Here is a 26,721-nt window from a genome sequence, read left to right as displayed (position 1 = left end):
TAATATCGCCATCTGAACGATGCCTACAAAACTACTGTTGACGGTTCTACAGATGTTTTGTAGATAGCTCTTGCAGACAGCGACGCTCGGGTCGCACTGCGGGAGACGCCAAGATGGCAACGCAGCTCAAGCACACCGATTTCGCATACACTCCGGCGCCAGCGCCGCGCCCGAACATCCGGGTCGCCTTCATCGCAGGCGAGGCGACCACTGCGGTTCACGACGCGATGGCGAAGCTGCCGGCGGGCACCCGCGACGGCACGCTGGAGGATCTGGTTTGGGACCAAGGTGTCGCACCTTCGGCGGACGTCGCGATGATCCAGAGCATGACCTGCTCGCTGATCGAAACGGCACGCGATCTGCTGTCGCCGGCTATGTACACCGCATTCCTTCGTTGGGGTGAGACGGCGTCGCACGCCTGCTCATTCTATACGAGCGATGATGATGGAGACGCACGCTGCGCCGCGACGGCGCAGGCGCTCGCCGATGTCAGCCGGATTCCGGCTGAAAATGCGCACGACCTACTCTTCATGATGCACCTCACCTGCATCGAAACGGTAGATGCCCCTTCGTTCGGGCCGTTTGATCGCAAGTATGGCGAATTCGAGGTTAATGGCGCCGAACTGCTTGCCGGGCTAAGCCGGGACCTGCGCAACTTTTCGCCGATCCCTGACCTTGTGAACGAATTGACCGCCAAGGCTTGGGATGTATCGAAAACCAAACTGACGATCTCGAAGGAGATTGGCGCCGCAATCACGAGCGCGTTCGTTTTTGCACGCGGTGAAGACGGCGCGGATCGCGGGTCCAGCCTTACCCAAACCGATCTTCCTGCCGGCTACGATCGCTACATGCGCGGCCCGTTCATCGCATGGCAAAAGGCCTTCGCCCAGTACGAGGAAGCCCGCGATGCACTGCATGCTTACGATCGGGACGTCCATACGCCGACGTTCGCCAATATCGAGGTTGTGGATGACGTGGCAGAGCAGGTTCAGGAACAGTACGACACCCTGCTGATGGCAGAGCACGACGCGATCCAGCGACTTTACCGGATCCCGGCACCAAGCGCGTCGGAGTTGGCCATCAAACTCAAGGTCTTCGAAGCGGCCGAAGGTTGGGTGCTGACGTATGCTCCTGAGGCGGTCCGCCGGATCGCAATCGATGCGCGCCGCTTCGGCGGTCATGGTGCACACCTGCAGACGGACCAATCGATCCTTGCCGCCTTCGCCGCTAGGCGCCACGAGTTCGAGGCTGCCGACAAAGGCCCTTGGGCGGCGGAACAGGAAGATGCTTATTTTGGCCGCATTGATGCTGCCGAAATGGTCCTGCTCGATACGCGTGCCTCAACGATCGAGGGCACTATCGCCAAGCTCCGCGTCGCGTTCCTGCATCAGGTCGGCACGGACTGGTCGGACCTCGCCACCTCGAACACTGCGGATCCTAAGTTCGTTGAAGGTCTGCGTATGTCTGGCATGTACGAGCGCATGGCGTGGGGCGCGATCGAGGACCTTGCCCGCATCGCAGGCGTCAGCTTGCCGGAGCAGGGGGCATGATCGGTCTCGTTGAGTCCTGCGGCGACGTTTGCACTCTGTCGGACATCAAGGCTGTCCAGCATCGCTATCAGACGCCGAGGCATGCGGAGCACTACCTTTTGGAGCTTCATTCCGGTGGCGAACCGCTGAAACTGTTCTCGAGCGACTACGCAGATTTGGAAGCGCGGCCTGTCCAACTCATGCCAGCAGAACCTGGGACACGGCTTATTTCCGTGTTCGTTGGGCTTGCCGAGGACGAGAAGCCGATCGTGGACAAGGCGCCGATCATCGCATGGGCGCTGTGCATCGACGGACAGGTCCGGCCGGTTACGCCTGCGGGTGTTAGTCGCGGGTTCAATCCTGCAAGCTTGGGTAACTGGTATCCCGAGTACCTGGAGATGCCCAACGGCGCGATCCATCAGTTCGGGTACGATGCCGAGCCGGAGGACTTCGTGAGCGTTGCCATGGTCATCGAGCGTGAGACCCGCCGCCAGCGCAAGTACGAGGCTGAACGTAAAGCGCGGGCTGCGGCGCGGGCTGAGGATGCGGACCAATGACTTGCGCATCCTGCAGGTTCTGGGATCGCTACGCCGACAGCGACATCTCGAAGGAGATCGGCGACTGTCGGTTCAACCCGCCGCTCATCAGCGAAACTCTGCTTGCGCGGATGCTCCCCGGCCTGAGCGTATCGTTGTCCGAGTACGACGACATTGAGCGCGACATCTACGTCGCCAGCGCCTTCCCGGTCACGCATGAGGAAAGCGAGTGCGGCCGGTGGGATGGGAGGGTTCCGACATGCTGACGAACCGATCGGGCAACTCGTGCGCGACGTGCCGCCATTGGCACCGCACGGGGCCGAAGCTCGCGAACGCCCAGCGCGATCCCTCATGCGCAGCCGACGAAGGCACGTGCCAGCGGCGAGCGCCCAGCGTGGTCCAGGGTAACTCGCCGTTCCCTGTCTCGATGTTCCCAGTGACCCACGAGAGCCGCGGATGTGGAGAGTGGCTCGCGCGGACCGGCGCCGGTGGCGGGCCAGATGACGGCGAACGGATCGGGCAGGGCGGGGCCGCTGACGCTACTGTCACGCCAATCCGAAAGGTCGCCGCATGATACCGCAGCTAATGCGCCCCGAACCTGCGGGTAATAGGCGGCAGTATCAGCCCGATCGTTCGTTCCGGATGCGCCGAAGGTTGAGGTCCGCGATCATTGCGACAAGGGCATGCTCGTCGAACGTATGCGGTCGCACTCGGCGATCCGGCAAGGAGACCGAGTATCCCCGCCTAGCTTCAATTGGTGTGTCTGAGACCTTCTCAATTACCCTGTACAGCGGCCCTTCGAAGAGGATCTCGCGATCCGCTGCCGCGTTGCTGGTCCGGTCCTTGATGCGAATGAGCGTCGCAAGCTCGTTCCATGGAATGTCCACCGCCCGTCACCCCTGTTCCGTTCTCCTGCCGTTATTAGCGGGACGTGAGCAAATTGAAATTGATGTGGCGCAATATGCACTCAACGTGAGTGCATCGGGATGGGGACGGCTGTACACTTGGGAGTGCAGCGATGCGCAGATCGTTGATCTGCGCATCGCCACATCAGTTGGTGGATCAGTCGGTTTCGCTGGTACCGCTGCCGTCGTCGGTCGACTTCCATTTGCCCTCGGCGACCTGATCGTCGTCCTCGTCATCGCTCTCGATCGCCTGCTCGTACGCGGCGCTTTCGTCCGCGATCCCGGCCTCGGCACTTTTCTTAGCCGTGTCGTCGAAGTCAGCTGCACTCGGGTCGATCGAATTGCCGTCGGTCATGGTCTGCTCCTTTGCTGGAAGGGCTGGAACGCGCAACTTACCGCTGTGGGCTCCCGTCCGTCATCCTGTACCCCTACAATTTCCCGGAGCGGCAGCTGATGGGCCTTGCACTCGAAAGGCTGCCCGACTGGCCGGCAGCTATGTCGCGGGATATCGCGCTGGCATACACCGGTGTCGCCGAGGCGCAGCTGCGCGCGTGGGAGCGGGGCGGCAAGGTAAACTTCCGCGCGCGCGGGCCGCGGGGCGCGATGCTGGCGCTGCGGTCCGACCTGGACGCCGCGCTGACCGAGATGTTCACGTCGACCGTCGAAGAGGATCTCGACTTTGGCTGAGGTCCGCCTCCCGTCCTACGTCCAGAAGCACAAGCTGGCGGGCAAGGTTACCGGGTATTTCTGGGTCCGACCGCAGTGGGCGAAGCCGCCGGCGATGCGCCACGGGCAGCCGTGCCCGGTGCAGTCGACCCCGCTGGGCACCGACGTCGCCACGGCGATCACGAAGGCGAACGCGATCAACGCGGCGTTCAAGGAATGGCGCGACGGCAGCCAGTCGAAGCTCGTGCCGGGATCGGTAATGTGGCTGTTCGATTGGTACCGCGGCACGGAGAAATACACCGAGCTCCGGCACGTCACGCGCACCGGGTACAAGTTGGCAATGGACATGGTCGTCGCGATCGAGATGAAGGTCGGCCGCTTCGGCACCCGCCAGGCCAAGCTGATCGACGCTACCGCCTCCGACGCCCTCTACAAGAAGGCCAAGGAGAAGCACGGGGAGCGCCAGGGCTCCTACATGATGCAGGTGTGCCGGCTGGTCTGGAATCAGGCCTCGCGGCACCACAAGGCGACCGGGGTGAAGGACAACCCGTTCTCGGGCATGGGCATCAAGAGCAGCAGCGGGGCAGGCCGGGGTAACCGGGCCTCCACGCGCACCGAATACGAGGCGTACAAGCTCGCTGCCGCCGAGATGGGCAAGCATAGCATGGCCGCCGCCGCCGCGATCCTCTTCGAGGGGTGCCAGCGCGTGTACGATGCATTCGGGTTCGAGGATCCGGACGGCTACGTGCGCGGCGTCCGCTGGGGCGGGTACCGGCCAGGCGAGAGCATCGGCCTGATCCAGTCGAAGACCGGCAACGTCGTCGACATCCCGATCGTCGATCGCCTCGATGGCGAGGTCGTCGTGCTCTATCCCGAGCTCGAGGCGGTGATCGGGGGACTGACGCGCGGCGCCGACGACGACCTGATCGTCCGCGACGAGCGCACTGGTGCCGCCTACACCAAGGATTACATGAACAAGCTGCACCGGCGCATCCGCAAGAAGGCGGGGCTGCCGGACGACCTGAAGTTCACCAGCTTCCGGCATGGCGGCATCACCGAGCTCGGCGATAGCGGCGAGGTCGATGTCCGCGCCGTCAGCGGTCACAAAACGCTCAACGTCACCGGGATCTACAACAAGGCCAGCCAGGAAAAGGCGCTACGAATTGCCGCCCGCCGGCGCGAGCACATCACGACCTTGGTCGGTTCGCTGGTCGCGGTCGAAGGCGAGCCCGATGTCGAGTGACGCCGCTCGACATTACCCCGATTCGAGTGTCGCAAATCGGCCCAGCAATCTCGCGAGAACGAACCGCGAATGTCATAATGCGTGTCATAATAAGTGTAATAACGGCGGGGCGTTGCCACCGGCCAATCTCAGCAAAAAGCGAGGCTTTATGCGGCTTAGAAATGGCTCCCTGAGTAGGATTCGAACCTACGGCCACTCGATTAACAGTCGAGAGCTCTACCGCTGAGCTATCAGGGAACGTTGCCGGAGGCGGCTCTATAAACGGCCAGTCGGACGATGCAAGCGGGTTTGTCGCAAAAAATGAAAGTCGGCGACGAACCGCGGGTCAGGAAACGAATTGTTCCATCGTGATCCGGTCGTCGAGCGCGTGCTCGGGATCGAACAGCAGCGTCAGTTCGCGCGCGCGGTCCATGCAGATGTCGACCTGCGCGACGTCGCGGATCTCGCGTTGGTCGGCGACGGCGGAAACCGGGCGCTTGCTGGGATCAAGCACGCGGATGCGGATGCGCGCCTTGTCGGGCAGGATCGCACCACGCCAGCGGCGGGGGCGGAACGGGCTGATCGGGGTCAGCGCGATCATGCCCGAGCCGAGCGGCAGGATCGGGCCCTGCGCGGACAGGTTGTACGCGGTCGAGCCCGCCGGCGTCGCGACGAGGATGCCGTCGCAGGCGAGTTCGGGCAGCACGATCCGGTCGTTCACCGTCACTTCGAGGTTGGCGGTCTGTCGCGTCTCGCGGAGGAACGAGACCTCGTTGATCGCGGGCAGCGTATGCGTACGCCCGTCGACGCCGAGCGCGGTCATACTGAGCGGGACGACCTTGAACGGTTTGGCGCGCTCCAGCCGGTCGGAGAGCCCGTGGTGGCGCCATTCGTTCATCAGGAAGCCGACCGTACCCAGGTTCATCCCGAAGACCGGCACGGGCGGCTTGCGGCGCTCCAGCATGGCGTGGAGCGTCTGGAGCATGAAGCCGTCCCCGCCGAGCGCAATAATAACGTCGGCGTCCTCGACGGGCACCCAGTCGCCCATGTCGGCGAGTTCCGCCTCGGCGGCACGAGCGGGCGGGGTGTTGGACGCGACCAGCGCCCGCCGCTCGTATCGGCTCATCCGCCGGTGACGCTCATGTGACGTGCCACCGCGGGCCCCTCGCCCTGGCCGATGCGGAAGTCGTGCGCCTTCGGCTTGGCGAACAGGCCCGCGTCGATCGCGGCGTCGAGGCCGGCGGTGCCGCCGTCGCGCAGCGCCGCCTTGAGATCGACCTGGTCGTCATGACCAAGGCACATGTACAGCTTGCCTTCAGTCGTCAGACGGACGCGATTGCAGCCGTCGCAGAAATTGGCGGTCAGCGGCGAGATCAGACCGAGCCGGGTGCGCGTGCCATCGACGTTCCAGTATCGCGCAGGGCCGCCGGTCTTGTGGGAATCGCGAGCCAGCATGAATTTCTGGCCGAGTTCATCGAACACCTTGGTCAGCGGCAGGAAGCGGTCGGTGCGGTCCTCGTCGATCGCGCCGAGCGGCATCGTCTCGATCAGCGAGAGGTCGAAGCCCTCGTCACGACACCACGCCAGCATCGGCGCGATCTCGTCCTCATTGAAGCCCTTGAGCGCGACCATATTGATCTTGATCGCAAGGCCAGCGTCGCGCGCGGCGTAAATCCCGCCGATCACCTGCGCGACGTCGCCGTGGCGGGTGATGTAGCGGAAGCGCTCGGGGTCGCGGCTGTCCATGCTGACGTTGACGCGGCGGATGCCGGCGTCGACCATCGCCTCGGCATGCTGCGCCAGGCGCGTGCCGTTGGTGGTCATCGTTAGCTCTTCAAGGCCTGACCCGATATTGTGTCCAAGGCGCTGCACCAGTTCTGCAACATCGCGACGGACCAGAGGCTCGCCGCCGGAAAGACGGATCTTAGTGACGCCGCGCGCGATGAAGCGTTCGGCGATGATCGCGATCTCTTCGAGGCTCAGCAGCTTCGACCGCGGCAGGAACGTCATCTGCTCGGCCATGCAGTACCGACAGCGCAGGTCGCAGCGATCCGTCACGGAAATACGCAGATACTTGATCGTGCGACCATGCGTGTCCTGCAACGGTTTCTGTTTCAGGGCGGGCACCAACGTCATCGCCTCAGAGCTAGGACCTGACTGTCCCGGGAACAAGGCCGGATCGGCTGGTAATGGATTGGCGGGGGGCGACTGGCTCGCTAGGCTCGCACCGATGGGGCAGGGTGCGACGGATATGGAAGACATGCAGACGGCAACGACGCTGTTCGCGGTATCGTTCCGTCAACACGGTGAAATCGCGGAGATTTTGGCGTGTGCGGGGGCGAGTGTGGAATGGCATGCGCAGGTCCTGAGCGATGCCCAGGCGATCGAAAGCCGGTTTCTGGCGAGCGGTGCGGCGGTGGCGCTGATCGACGCGCGCGGGGCGCTCGAAGAGGGGCTGGCGGCGACGTTGGCGCTGGGCGGGCTGGTTGCGACCAATGGTGCCGCGCTGCTGGTGCTGGTGTCGCGCGGCGATGTCGGCGCGGTCGGCGAGTTCTTCGATGCCGGCGCGACGCAATTTCTCACAAGCCCGGCGAGCGACGGCGAACTCGTCCAGGCGCTTCGGTTTGCCGGGCGTCACGCGGTTCGCACCGCGGGCAGTGCGATCGATCGGCGACGGATTCCCGGTGTGTCGCTGTACGATCGCGAGACCGGCGACGTCCGCCGCTGGATCGTCGGGCGGATCGCGACGGACCTGCCGGTCGCGGTGGTCCTGGTGTCGTTGTCGCGGCTTGATATCGTCAACGCGGCGCATGGCCGGCCCGCGGTGGATGCGCTGATCGAGGCGGCGGTACGACGGACCGAGACGGTCGCGCATGCCGCGATCGGCGTCGATTCGATCGTCGCGCGGCTCGGTGGGTCGGAGTTCGCGCTGGCGATCGAGGCATCAGGTGCAGCGGTGACGGCGGCGATCACGGCACTCGATGCGGCGCTCGCGCGGCCGTTCCGGGTGGCGGACACGCGTGCGGTGCTCGGCTGCCGGTTCGGCGTGGCGCAGCGCCAGCCGGGCGACGATGCGGCGGCGTTGCTGCGCCGCGCCAGCGAAGCGCTGGCAGAGGCGAAAGCAAGCGACGGGTCGGTGCTGCACGTCGCGCTCCCCGATGGCGTCGCGCCGATCGATGCGCTCGCGATTGACCTGCATCACGCGATCGAGCGCGACGAGATCGATCTGCGCTGGCAACCGCAGGTCGAGATTGCGAGCGGCAGAATCACTGGCGTCGAGGCGCTCGCGCGGTGGAACCACCGGACGCTGGGGCCACTCGGCGCGGATACTCTGTTCGATGCGGCCGATCGCGCGGATCTGGGGATCGCGCTTTCGGATCATATTCAGCGACTGGTCCTCGCGCGCGCCGTTGCGTGGCCCGAGGTGCTCGGCACGCTGAGGGTGTCGCTCAATTTGACCGCGGCGGATATCACGCGGCCGGGATTCGCGGCGCTGTTCCTTGCGCGGATCGACGAGAGCGGGTTTCCGCGCGGCCGCCTTACTGTCGAGATCACTGAAACCGGGCTGATCGAGGATCTCGCGGCGGCTTCGGCACTTCTGGCGGAGCTGCGCGGGGCGGGATGTCGCGTTGCGATCGACGATTTCGGGACGGGCTATTCGAGCCTCGCCTACCTCAAGTCGCTGCCGCTCGACTATGTGAAGATCGACAAGTCGCTGGTGCGGGACATCGACGGCAGCGCGCGCGACCGCGTGGTGGTGGCGGGCGCGATCACGATGGCGCGCTCGCTCGGATTGGCCGTGGTTGCCGAGGGCGTCGAGACGCCGTCGCAACTCGAATTGCTCGCCGCAGGGGGGTGCAGCCTGTATCAGGGGTTCCTGCTGTCCGAACCGGTGGGCGAGGCGGGGTTGCTCGATTTGATGGCGAGGGAATGATGCAGGCGATGATCGTTCCCATTGCGCTGATGGCCGCCGCCGCGGTGGCGGCGCCCGCGCCGGCCGACATTGCGATCCGTCAAGCGATGGCGGCGAGCGCGGCGGGGTGGAATACGGGCGATCTCGCGCGGTTCATGGAGGTCTATGCCGACGATGCGGTGTTCGTAACGCCGAAGGGCTTGCTACGTGGCAAGCTGGCGATCGCCGACAAATACCGGCCTAGCTTCCGCGGTGTCGGCAATGCGCGCGGTACGCTGTCGTTCGCGTTCCTGGAGATGCGCGGGATCGATCCGCGTCACGCGATGCTGTTCGCACGCTGGACGCTGACGGGACCGTCGACGACCGAGTCGGGCATGACGACATTGGTCTTCGAACGGCGCGGTGCAGCCTGGAAGATCATCGCCGATCACAGCAGTTGATTTGCCCCCGCCCGGGCGGGGCGTGGCGCTTCGTGCGCCCCGGGCGGGGAGAATTTTCAGTGCTGGCGGGTTGCGCCGGCGGCGCGGACGTCGGAGATCGTCGGGTAGCCGTTGACCGCCATCAGCAGGTCGGCCTCCGCAAGTAGGCATTTCAAGACGTGCGCCGCCCCCGTCGCGCCGCCGAGCGCTAGCCCATAAGCATAGGGCCGTCCCACCCCGACCGCCGTGGCCCCGAGCGCGAGTGCCTTCACCACGTCTGTGCCCGATCGCACGCCGGAATCGAACAGCACCGGCACGGAGCCCGACGCGGCGACGACGCCGGGCAGCAGGTCGAGCGCGGCAATCCCGCCATTCGCCTGTCGCCCACCATGGTTCGAGCAGTAGATCGCGTCGGCGCCGGCATCGATCGCGCGGCGTGCATCATCGGGATGGCAGATCCCCTTCAGCACCAGCGGCAAGTTGGTGAGCGAGCGCAGCCACGGCATGTCCGCCCAGGTCAGCACTTTGCCGAACACACCCCCCCAATGTCGCACCGCGGCCGCTAAATCCTCCTCGGGCGGGCGCTCGAGCGACGCGCGGAACACCGGATCGCTGAAATAATTGGCGAGGACATGGCCGCGCAACTGAGGGAAGTTCGCCATGTTGAGGTCGCGCGGGCGCCAGCCGGTCACCCAGGTATCCAGCGTGACGACGATTGCCTTGTACCCGGCGGTCTCGGCACGGCGAATCAGGCTTTCGGTCAGCGCATCGTTCTTCGGCGTGTAGAGCTGGAAGAAACCCGGTGTGTCGCCAAGCTGAGCGGCAACGTCCTCCAGCGGATCGTTCGACAGCGTCGACTGGCATAGCGGCACACCGGTCACCGCCGCCGCCTGCGCCGCTGCGAGATCGCCGTGGCCGTCCTGGGTGCAGATGCCATTGATCCCGACGGGGGCCATGAACAAGGGCGTCGGCAATGTCATGCCGAACAGGTCGACCGACACGTCGCGGCGGCTGCAATCTACCATCATCCGCGGCGTCATGCCCCAATGCGCGAATGCATCGGCATTGTGGCGCTGGGTATGCTCGTCGCCGCACCCACCCTGGAGATATGCGAGCGTCGCGGGCGGTAATGCTGCCGACGCGCGTGCCTCCAGCGTGGCGAAATCAACCGGCATGCTCGGCACCACGCCGTTCAACCCGGCGAAGTAGATCGCGTTCTGGTAATCACCGAAATGGGACGCGTTCTTAGGGGGCACGGCCATCATCCTCTCCTATGTTTTGCGGGCCTTATACGGCGTGACCGGTGACGAAGTCATTCCTTGTGCCTAAGGATGCGCGACCGATCACAGAAAGTCCGATGATGTCCCTTCGCCTGCCGCTTCTCGCTTTTCTCGCGCTGTCGACGAGCGCCATCGCGCAGACGCCCGCCGCGGACCCGAATGCGTATCTCGAAGACATTCACGGCGCGCGCGCGCTGGAAACGGTCAAGCGGTGGAACACGCAATCGCTCGCCGCGCTGGAGGCGAAACCCGGCTTTGCGCGCTACCGCCAGCGTGCACTCGATCTGTTGCAGGCGGATCGCCAGATTGCGACGCCCGATCAGATCATCGGTGATCAGGTGCTCAACCTCTGGCAGGACAAGACGAACGTACGCGGCCTGTGGCGGATCGCGTCGCTGGCGTCGTTCACCGGCGGCAAGCCAGTGTGGCGGACGCTGATCGACGTCGATGCGCTCGGCAAGGCCGAGGGCAAAAGCTGGGTGTGGAAGGGCGCGACGTGTCGTTCGCCGTCGTATGATCGCTGCATGGTGGCGCTGTCGAACGGCGGCGGCGACGCGGTGGTCGAGCGCGAGTTCGATATTCCCTCGGGCAAGTTCGTGACCGACGGTTTCGTCGTGCCGATGTTCAAGAGCGGGGTGAACTGGGCCGGACCGGACGCGCTGTATGTCGCGACCGATTTCGGCCCGGACAGCCTGACCACGTCGGGCCTGCCGCGAACCGCCAAGCTGTGGCGGCGCGGTACACCGCTGACCGCCGCCACCGAGATCGCCAGCGCGGCGAAGAGCGATGTCGGGATCAATACGGCGGTCTTCACCGAGGGTGACCGGCGCTATGCGCTGGTGTCGCGCGACGTCGATTTCTTTCATGCGAAGCGGAGTCATGTCGCCGCCGATGGTCGGCTCGTGGCGACGCCGCTGCCCGACGATGCGGTGATCAACGCCGTGCTCGACGGCCGTCTGATCGCGACGCTGTCGTCCGACTGGCGCGGCATCCCCGCCGGCGCGGTGGTCGCCTATGCGATCGCCGACGTGCTCGCGGGGCGTGCTCCGACGATCGAGCGCGTGCTGGTGCCGACCGCGACGCAGGCGGTGGAACAGGTCGATTCGAGCAAGTCGGTGCTGTGGGTGAAGATGCTCGACGACGTGTCGGGCCGGCTGGTGTCGCTGACGCGGGGCGCGGATGGTGTCTGGACGCCCTCAATTGCAGCGTTGCCGACCGCGTCGACGATCCATCTGGAGGCGACCGCCGGCAAGGACGATACGGCCTTTGCGATGGTCGAGGGGTTCCTGAGCCCGCCCGCGCTCTACGCGGTCCGGCCGAACGCGCCGCCGACCGCGGTCGACACGCTGCCGGCGCGGTTCGACGCCTCGACGATGCAGGTCGAGCAGCGGTTCGCGACGTCGAAGGACGGGACGAAGATCCCGTATTTCCTGGTGCGGAAAAAAGGCACGACCGGTCCGGTCCCCGCGCTCGTCCACGCCTATGGCGGCTTCCGCAATGCGCAGACGCCGACCTATCTGGTCGACCAGCCCTATCGGTCGGGCCCGGCCGGGCTGTTCTGGGTCGAGGAGGGCAATGCGTTCGTGCTCGCCAACATCCGCGGCGGCGGTGAATATGGCCCGCGCTGGCATCAGGCGACGCTGCGCGAGAACCGGCAAAAGGCGTATGACGATCTCCACGCGGTCGGCGACGATCTGGTGCGGACGGGCGTCAGCGCCAAGCGCAAGATCGCCGTGTCGGGGCGGTCGAACGGCGGCCTGCTGGTCGGCGTCGCGATGGAGCAGCGACCCGATCTCTACGGCGCGATCGTGATGGGGTCGCCGTTGCTCGACATGAAGACCTACTCGCATCTGTCGGCGGGGGCATCGTGGATGGGCGAATATGGCGACCCCGACGAACCTGCCGACTGGGCGTTCATCTCGCGCTATTCGCCGTACCAGAATTTGAAGCGCGGCGTGAAATACCCGGTGCCGTTCATCTATACCTCGACCGAAGACGACCGCGTCCATCCCGGCCATGCGCGTAAGTTCGCGGCGCGGCTGGAGGCGTATGGCGATCCGTTCTTCTATTACGAGAACCCCGAAGGCGGCCACGCCGCCGGCGCCGACCGAATCGAGGACGCCAAGCGCGCCGCACTCGTCACCGTCTATCTCAACACGCAGCTCGGCACCGCGCCGCAGCGCTGATCGTCAGGACCTCATGATGCGTAATTTCCGTCTGATGCTGGGCGCCGCGATCCTGGCGCTCCCCCTATCCTCGATCCCTGCGCCCGCGCTGGCCGCGCAGGGCGATACCAGTGCGTTCGCGTCGCTGTCGAAGCGCTATGTCGATGGCCTCGCCCGGCTCAATCCGTCGTCGGCGACCGCGCTCGGCGATCACCGGTACGATACGCAGGTGACCGACATGTCCGCCGCAGGGCGTGCCAAGCGCGCGGCGTTTTCGAAGGCGATGCTAGCGGATCTCGGGCGCATCGACCGGAAAGCCCTGCCGCGCGAGGAGCAGGTCGATGCGGCGTTGCTCGACAACGCGCTGCGCTACGACATCTGGGATAGCGAGACGCTCGGCGGCTGGGCGTGGGATCCGCAGGTCTACAACGACATCGCAGGAAGCTCGCTCTACGCGCTGGCCGCACGCGATTTCGCGCCGTGGCCGCAGCGGCTGAAGGCGGCGACCGCACGGATGGCGGCGCTGCCTGCGTTGCTGGCGCAGGCGCGCTCCAACATCGTGGTCGCGCGCGTGCCTTCGATCTACGCGACGACGGTGGCGAAGCAGAACAGCGGCATCGTCGACATCGCCGAGAGCATGCTCGCGCCGCACAGGACCGAACTGACGCCCGCGGATGCCAAGCGGTTCGACGCGGCGCTCGCCACACTGAAGGCGGCGGTGGCCGAGCATCAGGTCTGGCTCGACAAGACTCTGGCGCCGGGCGCGAAGGGCGATTTTCGGCTCGGCACGGCGCTGTACGACAAGAAGCTCGGGTTCGCGCTGCAGTCGGACCTGACGCGGGCAGAGATCAAGCGTCGTGCGCAGGCGGCGATCGTCGACACGCGCGCGCAGATGTACGCGATCGCCCGGCAGATCTTCGGCGCCAAGCCCGGTGCGCTGCTGCTTCCCGACACACCATCCGACGCGCAGCAACAGGCCGCGATCCAATTGGCACTCGAACGCACCTACGCGAGGCGGCCTGCGCGTGACGGCATGATCGACGCCTCGACCAAGGCGTTGGCGCAGGCGACCGCGTTCGTCCGCGACAAGGGCCTGGTCGGGATGCCCGACGGCCCCGTGAAGATCATCACGATGCCGAAATTCCAGCAGGGGGTCGCGGTGGCATATTGCGATTCACCGGGGCCGCTGGAGAAGAACCTCGGCACGTTCTTTGCCGTCTCGCCGATCCCCGACGACTGGACCGAGGCGCAGGCGACGTCGTTTCTCAGCGAATATAACGACTATATGATCCACGACCTTGCGGTGCACGAGGCGATGCCGGGGCATTATCTCCAGCTCGCGCACGCCAACGCGACGCAGTCCACGCTGCGCGCAGTGCTCGGCTCGGGGCCGTTCATCGAGGGCTGGGCGGTCTATGCCGAGGGGATGATGGCGGACGAGGGCTATCTGGACGGCGATCCGCTGTTCAAGCTGACCGTGCTCAAGATGCGGTTGCGGTCGATCGCGAACTCGCTGCTCGATATCGGTATCCACACCGAGGGCATGACCCGCGAGCAGGCGATGCATCTGATGACGCACACCGCGTTCCAGCAGGAGCGCGAGGCTGCGGGCAAATGGGTCCGCGCCTCGCTCGGCTCGACGCAGCTACTGAGCTATTTCACCGGCTATTCGGAGCATATGGCGCTGCGTGACGAGGCCAAGAAACGGCAGGGCGCGGCGTTCGACCTGAAGCGCTATAACGACGCGCTGCTCGCGCATGGTTCGCCGCCGATCCGCTATGTCCGCGAACTGCTGCTCGACCTGCCGATCGGGTAGCGTTGGTCGCTTGACCGGGTTTGCGAATGCTGTGACGCTGCGCCGATAAGAAACCATCGGAGAGGTGTCGTGGCGGCAGGATATGATCTGCGCGGTATGCGGTCGCGGCGTTGACCGGCCCGCTTGCCGGAATCCGGATCGTCGAGCTTGCCGGGATCGGGCCTGCCCCGTTCGCGTGCATGATGCTGGCCGATCATGGCGCCGAGGTGATCCGGATCGAACGACCGGGCGCGAAAAAGGGCGGGCCGGGCGGCGATCCGACGAAGGACATCCTGCAGCGGTCCCGCAAGACGATCGCGGTCGATCTCAAGTCCGCCGCGGGAATCGGCGTCGTCCACAATCTGGTCGCGTCGGCGGACGGCTTCGTCGAGGGGTTTCGGCCTGGCGTGACCGAGCGACTGGGCCTCGGGCCGGAGACTTTGCTGAAGGTCACCCCGCGGCTCGTTTATGGCCGGATGACCGGCTGGGGGCAGGAAGGGCCGTACGCGCAGGCGGCGGGGCACGACATCAACTATATCGCGCTGGCGGGCGCGCTCCATGCCTTTGGGCGTGCAGGCGACAAGCCGACGCCGCCGATCAACATGGTCGGCGATTTCGGCGGCGGCGCGATGATGCTGGCGTTCGGCATGGTCAGCGCCTTGCTCCATGCGCGGACGACGGGGCAGGGGCAGGTGATCGACTGCGCGATGACCGATGGTACCGCGCTGCTGATGAGCATGATCTGGAGCTTTCAAGGGCAAGGCCTGTGGCGCGACGAGCGGGGCGTCAACCTGCTCGATAGCGGTGCCCACTTCTACGACACATATGTCTGCGCGGATGGGACATACGTGTCGATCGGCGCGATCGAGCCGCAATTCTATGCGGTGTTACGCGAAAAATCGGGGCTTTCGGCAGAGCCCGCATTCGATCGCCAGATGGATCCGCGCGGCTGGCCGGAACTCAAGGAGAAGCTGTCCGCGGTGTTCGCGACGCGGACGCGCGATGAGTGGTGTGCGATTCTCGAACACACCGATGCCTGTTTCGCGCCGGTGCTGTCGATGGCCGAGGCCCCCGCGCATCCGCACAACGTCGCGCGTGGCACGTTCGTGGAGCTCGGCGGTGTGGTCCAGCCAATGCCGGCGCCGCGCTATTCGGTAACACCGACGGTCGCGCCGCGGATGGCGAATGAGCAGTCCGATACCGAGGCTCTGTTAGATGGCCTTGGCTATGCTCCAGACGAAATCGCCGCGCTGAAAGCTGCCGGAGCCGTTGCTTGAGCCTATCGGCGGACAGGCGTTACGGTTCGCGGGGGGATGGGGCCGATGCGCTAGCACCGGCCCCGATCGTCAGTTGCTGTCCGAATCGTCGCCGTCGTCGATCGCGAGATACAGACCGCCGCCCACTGCGACCGCTGCGAGCGCGACGATGATGAAGCCGCCGCCGGCAAGCTTGCTCTTCTTCGCGGTCGACGTGGTCGTGCGGACCGACTTGGCAACCGACAGGGTGGTGGCGGGGTTGGCCGGTGCCGCAGAGGCGGCGACCGGTGCGGCAACCAGCGCGAGGCCGGCCGAAGCCATGGCCAGAGATTTGATAAACATTACGCGTCTCCCGATACCGCGACAAAGATTGTCGCGGCCTTCGAAGCATTGGCACATGACGGTTCGTCCATAAACCGCGAAAGTGGATCAGTTATGCGCGCGGGGTATGCAGCGGTGTCTGATCCGGCGGCGGGGCGGCGGGGTGGTTGGTGGGCCCGGCAGGAATCGAACCCGCAACCTAGCCGTTATGAGCGGCCAGCTCTAACCGTTGAGCTACAGGCCCCACCGGCGCCTGCGTTAGCGCACGCGGCCACTTCGCAAAAGAGCGCAACATCGTCGACACAAATAAAAAAGGGCGCTCCCGAAGGAACGCCCTTTTCCGACAATAAAATCCTATCGAGCGTGAACGCCCGAAAGAATTTTAGTTCATGTTGTCGGTCTTTTCGTCGGCAGCGTCACGGACGTTGTCGGCGGCAGCGTTCATGTTGTCAGCTGCGTTCTCGAGCACGTCGGTCGCGACTGCGTTCGAGGTGTTGTCCGCCATCGCGTCCATGTTGTCAGCCTGCATTTCCATGTTGTCAGCCAGCATGTCCGCGTTGTTCTCAACGGCGGCGGCTTCTGGCGACTTGCTGCAGGCTGCGACGGACATCAGGCCGGCGGCAGCAGCGATCAGAACGATCTTCTTCATTCGAATGCTCCCAAGCATAGTTTCACTCGCGGCCGACCCGATTGCCGTCGCGAAGTCACGTCAAATAGCGGACCCCGGCGGGCGGTCAATCCGCTAAATTCATCTCTCCGCAAGGTTTGCGGCAGAACGATGACGTTTCGGTTGCTGCAACTGGTCACTTTTCAAGCACGATCGGGCCGATTTCTTCGGGTGCATTGGCCACCGTCGCGATCATCGCGGTCCACGCCGCGACGTTCTGGCGAAGCTGTTCGGGGTCGATCCGATCAAGCGTATCCTCGGGCGTATGATGATAGTCGAAGTAGCGCAGACCCGACTGGTTGAGGTCGATTCCGGCAACGCCTGTGGCGATCGTCGGTCCGACATCGGTGCCGCCGTGCGGGACGCCGGCACCGCGGATGATCCCGAGCGGCGCGAGCGCGACCGCGAGGCGATCGACGACCGGCTTGGCGGCGTCGGGCAGGCTGCTCTCGAACCGCCAGACGCGATCGGCGCCGAAGTCCGATTCGGCGGCGGTGGCATGACGCTCGCCGGCATGCGCCTTGGCATAGGCGATCCCGCCGAACCCGCCGCTCTCCTCGTCGCCGAACCAGACGACGCGGATCGTCCGGCGCGGACGCTGGCCGCTGTCCATCACGATCTTGGCGGCGGCGGCGGTGATCGCGACGCCCGATGCGTCGTCGATCGCGCCGGTGCCGAGGTCCCAGCTGTCGAGATGTCCGCCGACGAGGACGATGCCGGCCTTGGGGTCGGTGCCCGGAACCTCGGCGACGACGTTGCCGGAGTCGCGCATGCCGACCTGCTTGTCCTCCAGCACCAGCTTCATCGTCACGGGCTTGCCCAGCTTTACCAGTCGCTCGACATGCTCGGCGTCCGCCACCGACAGCGCCGCTGCGGGGATCGGCGTCACGCCCGCATCGAAATTGGTGTTGCCCGCATGCGGCCCGCGGCCGTGATCGGTGCCGATCGACCGGATCACGATCGCCGCCGCACCCTTCCTGGCAGCGACGTTCGGCCCGACGAAGCGCGCGGTGCCTTGGGATCCATAGCTCGACCCGTCCTGGGTCGGCTGCATCGCGTTCGACACGAACGCGATTTTGCCCTTCAGACTGCGGTCGGCGGCGAGTGCCAAGTCGTTATAAGTTGCGAAATACGCGATCGGCAGCGTCAGCCCGCCCGCAGGTGTCGCGCCCGAATTGCCGAGGCCGACCAGATGCAGTGCCTGCGCATAGGGCGCGACGAGGTCGCCACTTTCCGTTCCGCGCGACCAGACGGGCAACTGGTATGGCTCGACCCGCACGTTCTTGAACCCCAGCGCCTTGAGCTTGGCGACCGACCAGGCGCGCGCCCGCGGCGCTGCCTCGGTGCCGGTCATCCGCGGACCGACCTCGGTCGTGATCCCCTCGACGATCTTGTACGCGGTGTCGTCGGTCAGCGCCTTGTCGCGCAGCGCGGCGACCTTCGCGTCGACGGCGGTCGCAGGCGCGGCGGCACGTTGCGCCGCTAGAGGAGAGGTGAGGGCGGACGCGGCCAATACCGCGAGCAGGGTGCGTTTCATCATGGGGGTAGCCTATGGTGCTGCTCCCCGTTTGCCAACGGCTCGCCGCATCGCTATCTGCGCACGTCAAATCCCGCCTCATTCAAGCATGGAGCTCGGCACCCACATGGCCGTCCAGTATACCTACGTCATGAAGGGTCTGTCGAAGACCTTCCCCGGTGCCAACAAGCCCGTTCTCAACAACATCCACCTGCAGTTCATTCCGTCGGCGAAGATCGCGATCATCGGCCCGAACGGCTCGGGCAAGTCGACCTTGATGAAGATCATGGCCGGCATGGATCCCGATTTCACCGGCGAGGCCTGGGCGGCCGAAGGCGTCAACGTCGGCTATCTCGCGCAGGAGCCGCAGCTCGATCCGACCAAGGACGTGATGGGCAACGTCAAGGACGGCGTGCGCCCCGTCGCGGATCTCGTCGACCGGTTCAACGCGATCTCGGCCGAGATGGGCGATCCGCAGGACGACACCGATTTCGACGCGCTGATGGAGGAGATGGGCGAGCTTCAGGCCAAGATCGACGCAGTCGACGGCTGGGCGCTCGACAGCCAGCTCGAACAGGCGATGGAGGCACTGCGCTGCCCGCCGGGCGATGCGTCGGTGGTGAACCTGTCGGGCGGCGAGAAGCGCCGCGTCGCGCTCTGCAAGCTGCTGCTCGAGAAGCCGCAGATCCTGCTGCTCGATGAGCCGACCAACCATCTCGACGCCGAAAGCGTGTCGTGGCTGGAGAACTACCTCAAGGAATATACCGGCAACGTCATCCTCGTGACGCATGACCGCTACTTCCTCGATAATGTCGTCAACTGGGTGCTCGAGCTCGATCGCGGCCGCTATTACACGTACGAGTCCAACTATTCGGGTTATCTGGAGAAGAAGGCGCAGCGCCTGAGCCAGGAAGAGCGCGAAGAGGCCGGCAAGCAGAAGGCGATCGCCGACGAGCTGGCGTGGATGCGCCAGACCCCCAAGGCGCGCCAGACCAAGTCGAAGGCGCGTATCCGCGCATTCGACGAGCTGATGGAGAAGCAGGAGAATCGCGTCGCCGGCAAGGCCGCGATCCTGATCCAGCTGCCCGCGCGCCTCGGCGGCAAGGTGATCGAGGCGAAGGGCCTGACCAAGTCGTACGGCGACAAGCTGTTGTTCGACGGTCTCGACTTCACATTGCCCCCGGGCGGCATCGTCGGCGTGATCGGCCCGAACGGCGCGGGCAAGTCGACGCTGTTCAAGCTCATCACCGGGCAGGAAACCCCCGACGAGGGCACGATCGAGGTCGGCTCGACCGTCAAGCTGGGTTATGTCGACCAGAGCCGCGACGATCTCGATCCGAACAAGAACGTCTGGCAGGAAATCTCCGACGAGCTGGAGATCTTCCGCTTCGGCAAGCAGGAGATGGGGACGCGCGCCTATGTCGGCGCGTTCAACTTCCGCGGGCAGGACCAGCAGAAGAAGGTCGGCCAGCTGTCGGGCGGTGAACGCAACCGCGTCCACATGGCCAAGATGCTCAAGGAGGGTGGCAACGTCCTCCTGCTCGACGAGCCGACCAACGATCTCGACGTCGAGACGCTGCGCGCGCTCGAGGAGGCGCTGGAGACGTTCGCAGGCTGCGCCGTGGTCATCAGCCATGATCGCTTCTTCCTCGATCGCCTCGCGACGCACATCCTCGCCTTCGAGGGCGACAGCCATGTCGAGTGGTTCGAGGGCAATTACGCGTCGTACGAAGAGGACAAGCGTCGTCGCATGGGCGATGCCGCTGATCGCCCGACACGTCTGGCGTACAAGAAGCTGACGCGCTGAGGGCAATGCCGGTCATCGAACACTCCCCCGGCGGCGATACCCCGCCTGGCGCAGGCGAACTTCAATATCGCTTGCGCCAGCAGTCTATCCTCGCCGATTTTGGGATCGAGGCGCTGCGCGCGCGCGATCTCGATCCGATGCTGCAGCGGGCGACCGAGCTCTGCGGCGAGGGGATGCGTTCGAAATACTGCAAGTTCCTGGAATATCGCCCCGAACAGAACAGCTTGCTGGTGCGCGCGGGGATCGGCTGGGCGCCGGGCGTGGTCGGGTCGACTGAGATGCGCACCGATCTCGCCTCGCCCGCGGGGTTTGCGCTCGAGACCGGCGAGCCGGTGATCTCGAACCATCTCGAGAATGAGGACCGTTTCCGCACGCCCGCATTCATGGCCGAGCACAAGATCCGCCGCGCGATCAACGTGCTGGTCGAGACCTCGGGCAAGCGGTTCGGTGTGCTCGAGGTCGACAGCCCCGACGAGGGCAAGTTCGAGCCCGCCGATCTCGCCTTCATGCAGGGCTTTGCCAACCTGATCGGCGTTGCGATCGAGCGACAGCAGGCCGAGCAGCGGCTGAGCGATGCGATGGAGCATCAGGAACTTCTCACGCGCGAGGCCAGCCACCGCGTCAAGAACAGCCTCGCGCTCGTCTCGGCGATGCTCAACCTGCAGATGCAGGAGGATGACGATCCGCGGATCACGCGGTTGCTCGGCGATGCGCAGGCGCGGATTACCGCGATCGCGCAGACGCATGACCAGCTCTGGCGTGGCGAGCAGGTCGGCATCGTCGCGCTCGACGATCTGGTCTGCGGGATCGCCACGGGGCTGGCCGAGCAGGCGCCTAACCACCGCATCGAGTGCGATATCGACGCGATCCTGATCAGCGCGGACACGGCGATCCCGGTCGGGCTGCTCGTGACCGAGCTCGTCACCAACGCGATCAAATATGCCTATGACGACGCCGGCGGCGCGATCGCGGTGACGATCCGCAGCGCTGACGGACGGATCGTGCTGACGGTCTGCGATACGGGCGCGGGGCTGCCGGCGGATTTCGATCTGAAGGCCGCGTCGCGGCAGAGCCTGGGGATGCGGATGATCGGCAGCCTCGCGCGGCAGCTGCGCGGGACGATCGTGATCGAGAATGGCGTGGTCGGGACGTGCGCCACGCTCGATATCCCCGATCCGCGGGTAACCTCGGCCGCCTAGCCTATCGTGCGACCGAACTATCGTGAGCGACCAATCTTGTGTCCCCGCGAAGGCGGGGACACAGACCGGGCTCCCGCCTTTGCGGGAGAACAAGGACGAGGGTGCCGCGCTTCGGATCAGGCCGGCGCCATCACCCGGATAATTCCCGCCGCCACCTTCGCCGTCACCGGTGTACGTGCCAGCACCTCGCCATCGATCGAGATCGGCAACGGGGGGATGGTGTTGATCTTGAGGCTCTTGCCGCGGAAGTCTCGGACCTTCTCGTGACGCGACTGCAGCCGGAAGACGCTGGAAACCCAGTTCTGCACCAGCCGGCGCTTTACATGCCCCATCACCGCCTGGACGACGATCTCGCCCGAATCGACCGCGGCCGCGTCGACCAGTTCGGTGCCGCCATGATACGGCCCGTTCGAGATCCGCACCTCGACGACGCGGATCTTCACCGCAGTCGGGCCTTCGCCGACGATCAGCGTGAACGGGCGGAAGCGAAGATATTGATACGCCGCCCAGCTGAGATAGCCGACCTTGCCGAGCACCTTCTTCAACCCGTGCGGCACCGTCTCGGCGATCTTAGGGCTGATGCCCATCGCGGCGCAGTTCGCGAAATAGTCGCCGTCGATCATCCCCAGATCGATCCGGCGCGCCTTGCCGGTGCGGATCACCTCGACCGCACCCTCGATCGTCAGCGGGATGCCCAGCGTGCGCGCGAAGCTGTTCGCCGTACCCAGCGGCAGCACGCCCAGAATTACGTCATGCCCGACCATCAGGTCGACCAGCCCGCTGACCGTGCCGTCCCCGCCACCCAGGATCAGCAGATCGGGCTTCTTGGCGAGCGCGCGCAGCACGGTCGCCTCCAGGTCCTTCGGATCCTCGACCGCGTGCGCGTCGACCGCATAGGGAAGCCCCGACATCGCCGCGCAGGCACGCTTGAACAGCTTTTGTCCCTTGCGCGACTTGGCATTGACGACGAGCGCGGCAGAGGTGATCGTATCGTTCGACATAGGGCTCCCAAACGCACGACAGGCGGTTCCGCACGCGTAACGCGTGTGGGGTAACGCTTGATCCGTCCGCGGTCATCCCGCAAAGCCTTGCGCATGACCGCAAGCTATCCCGCGCTTCGCCTTCGTCGCACCCGCGCCTCCGCTTGGAGCCGCCGCCTCCATGCCGAGACCGTGCTGACTCCCGCCGACCTGATCTGGCCGCTGTTCGTGTGCGAAGGGCCCAGTTCTGGCGGCATCGTCGAGCAACCGATCCCCAGCCTGCCGGGCGTCTCGCGCTGGTCGGTTGACGGGATCGTCGCGCGCGGTCGCGAGGCGCGCGGCCTCGGCATCCCGTGCATCGCGCTGTTTCCCTATACCCAACCCGAACGCCGCACCGATGACGGGCGCGAGGCGCTCAACCCCGACAATCTGATGTGCCAGGCGATCCGCGCATTGAAGGACGCGGTGCCGGAGGTCGGCGTGCTGACCGACGTCGCGCTCGATCCCTATACCAGCCACGGCCATGACGGGCTGGTCGACGCGGCGGGCTATGTCGTCAACGACACGACCGCCGAGATGCTCGTCGCGCAGGCGCTCAACCAGGCGAATGCGGGCGCGGACATCATCGCGCCGTCGGACATGATGGACGGTCGCATCGGCATGATCCGCGGCGCGCTCGAGGCGGACTCGCACCACAATGTCCAGATCATGTCCTACGCCGCCAAATATGCGAGCGCGTTCTACGGCCCGTTCCGCGACGCGGTCGGCAGCCGCGGGCTGCTGAAGGGCGACAAGAAGACCTACCAGATGGACAACGCCAACGCCGAGGAAGCGCTTCGCGAGGTCGCGATGGACCTGGCGGAAGGCGCCGACACGGTGATGGTCAAGCCGGGCCTGCCGTATCTCGACATCATCGTCCGCGTCCGCCAGGCGTTCGAGGTGCCGGTGTTCGCCTACCAGGTGTCTGGCGAATACGCGATGATCGAGGCTGCGGTCGCCGCTGGGGCGGCCGAGCGCGACGTCATGGTCCTCGAAACGCTAATGTCGTTCAAGCGCGCGGGCTGCTCGGGCGTGCTGACCTATCATGCGGCGCATGCGGCGAAACTGCTCGGCGGATGATCGAGACCGAGCGGCTGACCTTGCGCGGCTGGCGCAATGCCGATGCCGCCGCGCATCACGCGATGTGCGCCGAGCCGGCGGTGATGGCGTATCTAGGGCAGCCGCCCTCGCTGGCCGATTCGGCGGCGGTGGTGGCACGTCAAACCGCGATCCTCGCCGATTATGGCGCGTGCTTCTGGGCACTTGAACGGCGCGATACCGGCGCGTTTATCGGCTGGTGCGGGATCAAGCCCGGGCCGGTCGGCACGCCGATCGAAGACAAGCCCGAGATCGGCTGGAGCCTGGTCCGCAACGCGTGGGGGCAGGGGTACGCACGCGAAGCCGCCGAGGCCGCGCTGAGCTGGGGCTGGAGCCAGCTCGGGCTGCCGACGATCTGGGCGATCACCGTGCCTGCCAACCGGTCGAGCCGGACGCTCATGGAGCGGCTCGGCATGACCCGCGTGGTCGATGGCGATTTCGATCATCCCAAGCTCGCCGAAGACGATCCTCTCCGCCGCCATATCCTCTACCGGATCGACCGTCCCGCCTATGTCCGATAACCCCTTGGGCGAGCATCGTCCGTTGATGGCACGCTGGTGCCGGACGATGTTCGTCGCGACGATCCTGACCGGCTCGTTCCTGCTGTTTCTCGTCCAGCCGATGGTCGCGCGGATGGCGTTGCCGCGGCTGGGCGGCGCGCCGGCGGTGTGGAATTCGGCGATGCTGGTGTACCAGGCGCTGCTGCTCGCGGGCTATGCCTATGCGCATTGGCTCGGCCGCGTCCGGCCGCGGGCGCAGGCGGCGATCCACCTCGGCGTGCTGATCGTCGCGGCGTTGTGGCTGCCGATCGGGCTGGTCGCGATGGCGCCATCGGCGGAGGCGCAGCCGGCGCTCTGGGTGCCGTGGCTGCTCGGGCTGTCGATCGGGCCGTTGTTCTTCGCGGTCTCCGCGCAGGCGCCACTGATCCAGCGCTGGTTCAGCGATGCGAGCGGCGGCGGCGATCCCTATGCGCTGTATGCCGCCTCGAACCTTGGCAGCTTTGCCGGGCTGATCGCCTACCCGCTGCTGGTCGAGCCGCTGATGGCGGTTCGTGGCCAGAGCCTGTTGTGGAGCGGCGGCTATGTCTTGCTGATCGTGCTGGTGCTCGCCTGCGCGACCCGCCTGCCCAAGACCGCGGCGGTCGACCATGTCGCCGCGACCAGCGCGCCGCCGGGCGCCAGACGGATCGCGCACTGGATCGCACTGGCGCTGGTGCCGTCGGGGATGATGCTGGCGACCTCGACCTATATCACCACCGATATCGTCGCGATGCCGCTGCTGTGGGTGATCCCGCTCGGGCTGTATCTGCTGAGCTTCAGCGTGGCGTTCGCGAACGACCGCTGGCTCGCCGACCTTCTGACGCGGATCGCGCCGATTACGATCCTGCTGTTCGGCGGGATCATCATGGGCGGCGTGAACGAGCGCCCCTTCTTCAGCGCGGGGATCGCGCTGGTGCTGCTGTTCATGATCTCGGTCGCGCTGCACACCGCGCTGTACCGCACGCGGCCTGCGCCCGATCGGCTGACCGGGTTCTATCTGGCGATGTCGGCGGGCGGGGCGCTCGGCGGGGTGTTCGCCGCGCTGGTCGCGCCGGTGGTGTTCGACTGGACGTACGAATATCCAATGCTGATACTCGCCGCGGGTGCGCTGGTGCCGCAAATGTATCTGCTGGGCCGGTTCCGCACCGTCTGGATGGCGAAGGGGCCGGCCAAGTGGATCGCGCTGGCGGCGATCACGATCGCCATTGCCGTCGTCGCCGGGTTGCGGATCACCGATCCCGGCGGCGTGTTCGGCGAAAGCCGGCAGGGGCTGGCGTTCCTGGTCATCGCGACGCTGGGCTTGGTCGCGATCGGCGCTCGCCTGCCGTACCTGATCGTGCTGGCGGGCGCGCTCGTGCTGTTCGGCGGGTATCGCAGCCTGGCACTCTCGATCGAGTCGGGCGCGCGCGTCCGCAGCTATTTCGGCGTGTATACAGTGCGCGACGAGCCGGGCCCCAATGGCGGCACGCGCGAGCTCGATCACGGCACGACCGTCCACGGCATCCAGTTGCGCGGATCGGCCGCGCGCGAGCGGACGCCGACCACCTATTACGCAGCCGGCTCAGGCGTCGGGCAGGCGATGCAGGCCGCCCCGGCGCTGTACGGCCCCAGCGCGCGGATCGGCGTCGTCGGGCTGGGGACGGGAACGCTGTCGTGTTACGCCAAGCCCGGCCAGCGCTGGCGGTTCTACGAGATCGACCCGGCGGTGGTACGCATCGCCCGCGATACCGGCCAGTTCACCTATCTGTCGCGGTGTTTGCCGAACCCGGAGATCCGGCTCGGCGATGCGCGCGTAGCGCTCGGGAATGACCAGTCGAAGAGTCTCGACCTGCTCGCGCTCGATGCGTTCTCGTCGGACTCGGTGCCGATGCACCTTATGACCCGCGAGGCGTTCGCGACCTATGGCCGGGTGCTCGCGCGCGATGGCTTGCTGCTCGTGCACATCTCGAACCGGTTCATCGATCTCGAACCCGTGATTGCGGCGGCCGCGCAGCAGGGCGGTTGGATTGCGGTCGAGATGAAATACCGCCCGTCGAGCCTGCTAGTCGACCGCGCCTCGGCGTCCGACTGGGTGGCACTGTCGCGCGATCCGCGCGCGATCGCGGCGCTACGTGCGACCGATCTCGACTGGAAGCCGCTACAGCCGCGCAAGGGGTTCACCGGGTGGACCGACGATTACTCGACAATCCTGCCGCTGCTGAAGGGGTTCTGATCGGCACTATCCTCCCCCTGGCGGGGGAGGATATGAGCGTGGCTGCTACGCCGCGGGCATGCTGGCCTGGATCCGCCCGATCGTGGCGCCCTGCCGATCGGTCTCTGCCTGCGCCTTCGCGCGAATCGTTGCGAGTGCCGGATAGTCGGGTTGCAACTTGGCAGCCCGGTCGGTCGCCAGCGCCTCAATGTCGGTGACTAACGACGAACTCTGCGCGCGCCAGTCGTCGAGCCCCGCCAATGCGCTCTGCGCCTCGATCCACGCGTCGCTCCCGACTGCCGCGCCACGCGCCGACCGTGCCAGCGTCTCCGCCTTGCCCGCATCGCGCGTAAAGCCCGTCGTGATCGCGGCGAGCTTGCCGGCGATCGCGGCGATATCGGTATCGAGTGCTGGATCGGGTGCCGCCACCGCCGTCTTTACCTCGGGTTCGGCGAATCCCAACGTCTCGACCGGTCGCAGGCCGAGCGAGGGATAGCTGTTCGTATCCGCGCTGCAAGCCGCCGTGGCGAGGGCGACGAGGATGGCGGCGAACGCCGCGAGGCGAGGCGAGGGGGCGTGTTTCATGCCTGTCGCTCTATGCCGCCAATGCTTTGCGCACAACTTTCTCGCGGGAGACCCTTGCGCCTCCGAAAATGCCTGCTATCAGCGCCCCTCCAG

At 65.9% G+C, this 26,721-nt stretch carries 24 protein-coding genes and 2 tRNA genes; 15 read left to right on the top strand and 11 right to left on the bottom strand.

From position 1 onward, the window contains the following. Positions 1-113: 113 nt before the first annotated feature. From ASE88_RS01760 to ASE88_RS01750, 3 genes are read left to right on the top strand one after another with little or no spacing between them, the layout of a single operon-like run. Entirely contained in the window at positions 114-1,550 is a 1,437-nt protein-coding gene (locus ASE88_RS01760) for a hypothetical protein (RefSeq protein ID WP_056474617.1), read from the top strand. Beyond that, a complete protein-coding gene (locus ASE88_RS01755; protein ID WP_056474614.1) occupies positions 1,547-2,086 on the top strand; it encodes a hypothetical protein in 540 nt (179 codons plus the stop codon). Before ASE88_RS01760 ends, ASE88_RS01755 begins: the two co-directional genes overlap by 4 nt. Next, positions 2,083-2,331 carry a hypothetical protein gene (locus ASE88_RS01750; protein ID WP_056474612.1) on the top strand — a complete coding sequence of 83 codons (249 nt, stop codon included), beginning with the start codon at positions 2,083-2,085 and terminating at the stop codon, positions 2,329-2,331. Before ASE88_RS01755 ends, ASE88_RS01750 begins: the two co-directional genes overlap by 4 nt. 796 nt (positions 2,332-3,127) lie before the next feature. Here ASE88_RS01750 and ASE88_RS01745 read toward each other — a convergent pair. After that, positions 3,128-3,325 (bottom strand): hypothetical protein, encoded by a 198-nt coding sequence (locus ASE88_RS01745; protein ID WP_056474609.1) that lies wholly within the window; start codon positions 3,323-3,325, stop codon positions 3,128-3,130. Positions 3,326-3,423: 98 nt separating this feature from the next. Between ASE88_RS01745 and ASE88_RS01740 the strand changes: the two genes are divergently transcribed. Both ASE88_RS01740 and ASE88_RS01735 read left to right on the top strand, forming a co-directional pair. After that, entirely contained in the window at positions 3,424-3,657 is a 234-nt protein-coding gene (locus ASE88_RS01740) for a hypothetical protein (RefSeq protein WP_056474984.1), read from the top strand. Continuing rightward, positions 3,650-4,879 carry a hypothetical protein gene (locus ASE88_RS01735; RefSeq protein WP_056474603.1) on the top strand — a complete coding sequence of 410 codons (1,230 nt, stop codon included), beginning with the start codon at positions 3,650-3,652 and terminating at the stop codon, positions 4,877-4,879. The genes ASE88_RS01740 and ASE88_RS01735 overlap by 8 nt, the downstream gene beginning before the upstream one ends. Before the next feature lie 162 nt (positions 4,880-5,041). Here ASE88_RS01735 and ASE88_RS01730 read toward each other — a convergent pair. The 3 genes from ASE88_RS01730 to moaA all read right to left on the bottom strand — a co-directional run bounded on the left by ASE88_RS01730 (position 5,042) and on the right by moaA (position 6,994). After that, positions 5,042-5,116: transfer RNA gene (locus tag ASE88_RS01730), tRNA-Asn, on the bottom strand. An 88-nt stretch (positions 5,117-5,204) separates the two neighbouring features. Next, a complete protein-coding gene (locus ASE88_RS01725; RefSeq protein ID WP_055880131.1) occupies positions 5,205-5,984 on the bottom strand; it encodes an NAD kinase in 780 nt (259 codons plus the stop codon). Next, entirely contained in the window at positions 5,981-6,994 is a 1,014-nt protein-coding gene (gene moaA / locus ASE88_RS01720) for a GTP 3',8-cyclase MoaA (RefSeq protein ID WP_055880135.1), read from the bottom strand. Before moaA ends, ASE88_RS01725 begins: the two co-directional genes overlap by 4 nt. Positions 6,995-7,118: 124 nt before the next feature. On the opposite strand from moaA, the gene ASE88_RS01715 reads away from it, so the two are divergent. Then, a complete protein-coding gene (locus tag ASE88_RS01715) occupies positions 7,119-8,792 on the top strand; it encodes an EAL domain-containing protein (protein WP_321163390.1) in 1,674 nt (557 codons plus the stop codon). Between the two features lie 8 nt (positions 8,793-8,800). Then, positions 8,801-9,211 carry a YybH family protein gene (locus tag ASE88_RS01710; RefSeq protein ID WP_235527707.1) on the top strand — a complete coding sequence of 137 codons (411 nt, stop codon included), beginning with the start codon at positions 8,801-8,803 and terminating at the stop codon, positions 9,209-9,211. Positions 9,212-9,267: 56 nt separating this feature from the next. On the opposite strand, the gene ASE88_RS01705 is transcribed toward ASE88_RS01710, so the two are convergent. Further along, on the bottom strand, positions 9,268-10,452 hold the full coding sequence (locus ASE88_RS01705) for an alpha-hydroxy-acid oxidizing protein (RefSeq protein WP_056474977.1): 1,185 nt from the start codon (positions 10,450-10,452) through the stop codon (positions 9,268-9,270). 95 nt (positions 10,453-10,547) lie between these two features. Here ASE88_RS01705 and ASE88_RS01700 point away from each other — a divergent pair, with 95 nt between their 5' ends. The 3 genes from ASE88_RS01700 (at position 10,548) to ASE88_RS01690 (ending at position 15,707) form a co-directional block, all read left to right on the top strand. Further along, positions 10,548-12,656: a prolyl oligopeptidase family serine peptidase gene (locus ASE88_RS01700; RefSeq protein WP_056474598.1), complete on the top strand. Its 2,109-nt coding sequence runs from the start codon at positions 10,548-10,550 to the stop codon at positions 12,654-12,656. 16 nt (positions 12,657-12,672) lie between these two features. Continuing rightward, positions 12,673-14,451: a DUF885 domain-containing protein gene (locus ASE88_RS01695; RefSeq protein ID WP_056474974.1), complete on the top strand. Its 1,779-nt coding sequence runs from the start codon at positions 12,673-12,675 to the stop codon at positions 14,449-14,451. A gap of 110 nt (positions 14,452-14,561) precedes the next feature. Next, positions 14,562-15,707, top strand: coding sequence for a CaiB/BaiF CoA transferase family protein (locus tag ASE88_RS01690; RefSeq protein WP_056474595.1), 1,146 nt, complete (start codon positions 14,562-14,564; stop codon positions 15,705-15,707). Between the two features lie 69 nt (positions 15,708-15,776). Here the strand turns inward: ASE88_RS01690 and ASE88_RS01685 are convergent, their stop codons facing one another. The 4 genes from ASE88_RS01685 to ASE88_RS01670 form a co-directional block, all read right to left on the bottom strand. Then, a complete protein-coding gene (locus ASE88_RS01685; protein ID WP_200910122.1) occupies positions 15,777-16,028 on the bottom strand; it encodes a hypothetical protein in 252 nt (83 codons plus the stop codon). A gap of 147 nt (positions 16,029-16,175) precedes the next feature. Further along, positions 16,176-16,251: transfer RNA gene (locus tag ASE88_RS01680), tRNA-Ile, on the bottom strand. A gap of 138 nt (positions 16,252-16,389) precedes the next feature. Next, positions 16,390-16,656, bottom strand: coding sequence for a hypothetical protein (locus ASE88_RS01675; protein WP_031393308.1), 267 nt, complete (start codon positions 16,654-16,656; stop codon positions 16,390-16,392). Positions 16,657-16,810: 154 nt separating this feature from the next. Beyond that, positions 16,811-18,214: a M20/M25/M40 family metallo-hydrolase gene (locus tag ASE88_RS01670; RefSeq protein ID WP_056474589.1), complete on the bottom strand. Its 1,404-nt coding sequence runs from the start codon at positions 18,212-18,214 to the stop codon at positions 16,811-16,813. 103 nt (positions 18,215-18,317) lie between these two features. Between ASE88_RS01670 and ettA the strand changes: the two genes are divergently transcribed. Both ettA and ASE88_RS01660 read left to right on the top strand, forming a co-directional pair. Further along, positions 18,318-19,997, top strand: a complete 1,680-nt coding sequence (gene ettA / locus ASE88_RS01665) for an energy-dependent translational throttle protein EttA (RefSeq protein WP_056474969.1) — start codon at positions 18,318-18,320, stop codon at positions 19,995-19,997. Positions 19,998-20,002: 5 nt separating this feature from the next. Then, positions 20,003-21,196: a sensor histidine kinase gene (locus ASE88_RS01660; protein ID WP_082466046.1), complete on the top strand. Its 1,194-nt coding sequence runs from the start codon at positions 20,003-20,005 to the stop codon at positions 21,194-21,196. Between the two features lie 116 nt (positions 21,197-21,312). Here ASE88_RS01660 and ASE88_RS01655 read toward each other — a convergent pair whose 3' ends face one another. Then, positions 21,313-22,197: a diacylglycerol/lipid kinase family protein gene (locus ASE88_RS01655; RefSeq protein WP_056474586.1), complete on the bottom strand. Its 885-nt coding sequence runs from the start codon at positions 22,195-22,197 to the stop codon at positions 21,313-21,315. Between the two features lie 93 nt (positions 22,198-22,290). On the opposite strand from ASE88_RS01655, the gene hemB reads away from it, so the two are divergent. From hemB to ASE88_RS01640, 3 genes are read left to right on the top strand one after another with little or no spacing between them, the layout of a single operon-like run. Then, positions 22,291-23,295: a porphobilinogen synthase gene (gene hemB, locus ASE88_RS01650; protein ID WP_056474584.1), complete on the top strand. Its 1,005-nt coding sequence runs from the start codon at positions 22,291-22,293 to the stop codon at positions 23,293-23,295. Next, on the top strand, positions 23,292-23,834 hold the full coding sequence (locus tag ASE88_RS01645) for a GNAT family N-acetyltransferase (protein WP_056474581.1): 543 nt from the start codon (positions 23,292-23,294) through the stop codon (positions 23,832-23,834). The genes hemB and ASE88_RS01645 overlap by 4 nt, the downstream gene beginning before the upstream one ends. Then, entirely contained in the window at positions 23,824-26,064 is a 2,241-nt protein-coding gene (locus ASE88_RS01640; RefSeq protein WP_056474578.1) for a fused MFS/spermidine synthase, read from the top strand. Before ASE88_RS01645 ends, ASE88_RS01640 begins: the two co-directional genes overlap by 11 nt. A gap of 45 nt (positions 26,065-26,109) precedes the next feature. Here ASE88_RS01640 and ASE88_RS01635 read toward each other — a convergent pair whose 3' ends face one another. Beyond that, complete coding sequence (locus ASE88_RS01635) at positions 26,110-26,628, bottom strand: hypothetical protein (protein ID WP_056474576.1); 519 nt, start codon at positions 26,626-26,628, stop codon at positions 26,110-26,112. Positions 26,629-26,721 lie beyond the last annotated feature (93 nt).

The sequence above is a fragment of the Sphingomonas sp. Leaf38 genome, from assembly GCF_001421825.1.
Classification (GTDB): domain Bacteria; phylum Pseudomonadota; class Alphaproteobacteria; order Sphingomonadales; family Sphingomonadaceae; genus Sphingomonas.
Note: the sequence above shows the minus strand (reverse complement) of the source record. Positions and strands in the feature narration are given on the sequence as shown.

Excerpts from the sequence above, each read along its gene's own strand:
- moaA (WP_055880135.1), bottom strand. The coding sequence starts at position 6,994 with ATGACGTTGGTGCCCGCCCTGAAACAGAAACCGTTGCAGGACACGCAT.
- ASE88_RS01660 (WP_082466046.1), top strand. The coding sequence starts at position 20,003 with ATGCCGGTCATCGAACACTCCCCCGGCGGCGATACCCCGCCTGGCGCA.
- ASE88_RS01725 (WP_055880131.1), bottom strand. The coding sequence starts at position 5,984 with ATGAGCCGATACGAGCGGCGGGCGCTGGTCGCGTCCAACACCCCGCCC.
- ASE88_RS01700 (WP_056474598.1), top strand. The coding sequence starts at position 10,548 with ATGATGTCCCTTCGCCTGCCGCTTCTCGCTTTTCTCGCGCTGTCGACG.
- ASE88_RS01645 (WP_056474581.1), top strand. The coding sequence starts at position 23,292 with ATGATCGAGACCGAGCGGCTGACCTTGCGCGGCTGGCGCAATGCCGAT.
- ASE88_RS01675 (WP_031393308.1), bottom strand. The coding sequence starts at position 16,656 with ATGAAGAAGATCGTTCTGATCGCTGCTGCCGCCGGCCTGATGTCCGTC.
- ASE88_RS01705 (WP_056474977.1), bottom strand. The coding sequence starts at position 10,452 with ATGGCCGTGCCCCCTAAGAACGCGTCCCATTTCGGTGATTACCAGAAC.
- ASE88_RS01715 (WP_321163390.1), top strand. The coding sequence starts at position 7,119 with ATGCAGACGGCAACGACGCTGTTCGCGGTATCGTTCCGTCAACACGGT.
- ASE88_RS01635 (WP_056474576.1), bottom strand. The coding sequence starts at position 26,628 with ATGAAACACGCCCCCTCGCCTCGCCTCGCGGCGTTCGCCGCCATCCTC.
- ASE88_RS01710 (WP_235527707.1), top strand. The coding sequence starts at position 8,801 with ATGATCGTTCCCATTGCGCTGATGGCCGCCGCCGCGGTGGCGGCGCCC.
- ASE88_RS01655 (WP_056474586.1), bottom strand. The coding sequence starts at position 22,197 with ATGTCGAACGATACGATCACCTCTGCCGCGCTCGTCGTCAATGCCAAG.
- ASE88_RS01760 (WP_056474617.1), top strand. The coding sequence starts at position 114 with ATGGCAACGCAGCTCAAGCACACCGATTTCGCATACACTCCGGCGCCA.
- ASE88_RS01670 (WP_056474589.1), bottom strand. The coding sequence starts at position 18,214 with ATGATGAAACGCACCCTGCTCGCGGTATTGGCCGCGTCCGCCCTCACC.
- ettA (WP_056474969.1), top strand. The coding sequence starts at position 18,318 with ATGGCCGTCCAGTATACCTACGTCATGAAGGGTCTGTCGAAGACCTTC.
- ASE88_RS01740 (WP_056474984.1), top strand. The coding sequence starts at position 3,424 with ATGGGCCTTGCACTCGAAAGGCTGCCCGACTGGCCGGCAGCTATGTCG.
- ASE88_RS01695 (WP_056474974.1), top strand. The coding sequence starts at position 12,673 with ATGCGTAATTTCCGTCTGATGCTGGGCGCCGCGATCCTGGCGCTCCCC.
- ASE88_RS01745 (WP_056474609.1), bottom strand. The coding sequence starts at position 3,325 with ATGACCGACGGCAATTCGATCGACCCGAGTGCAGCTGACTTCGACGAC.
- hemB (WP_056474584.1), top strand. The coding sequence starts at position 22,291 with ATGACCGCAAGCTATCCCGCGCTTCGCCTTCGTCGCACCCGCGCCTCC.
- ASE88_RS01755 (WP_056474614.1), top strand. The coding sequence starts at position 1,547 with ATGATCGGTCTCGTTGAGTCCTGCGGCGACGTTTGCACTCTGTCGGAC.
- ASE88_RS01685 (WP_200910122.1), bottom strand. The coding sequence starts at position 16,028 with ATGTTTATCAAATCTCTGGCCATGGCTTCGGCCGGCCTCGCGCTGGTT.
- ASE88_RS01750 (WP_056474612.1), top strand. The coding sequence starts at position 2,083 with ATGACTTGCGCATCCTGCAGGTTCTGGGATCGCTACGCCGACAGCGAC.
- ASE88_RS01640 (WP_056474578.1), top strand. The coding sequence starts at position 23,824 with ATGTCCGATAACCCCTTGGGCGAGCATCGTCCGTTGATGGCACGCTGG.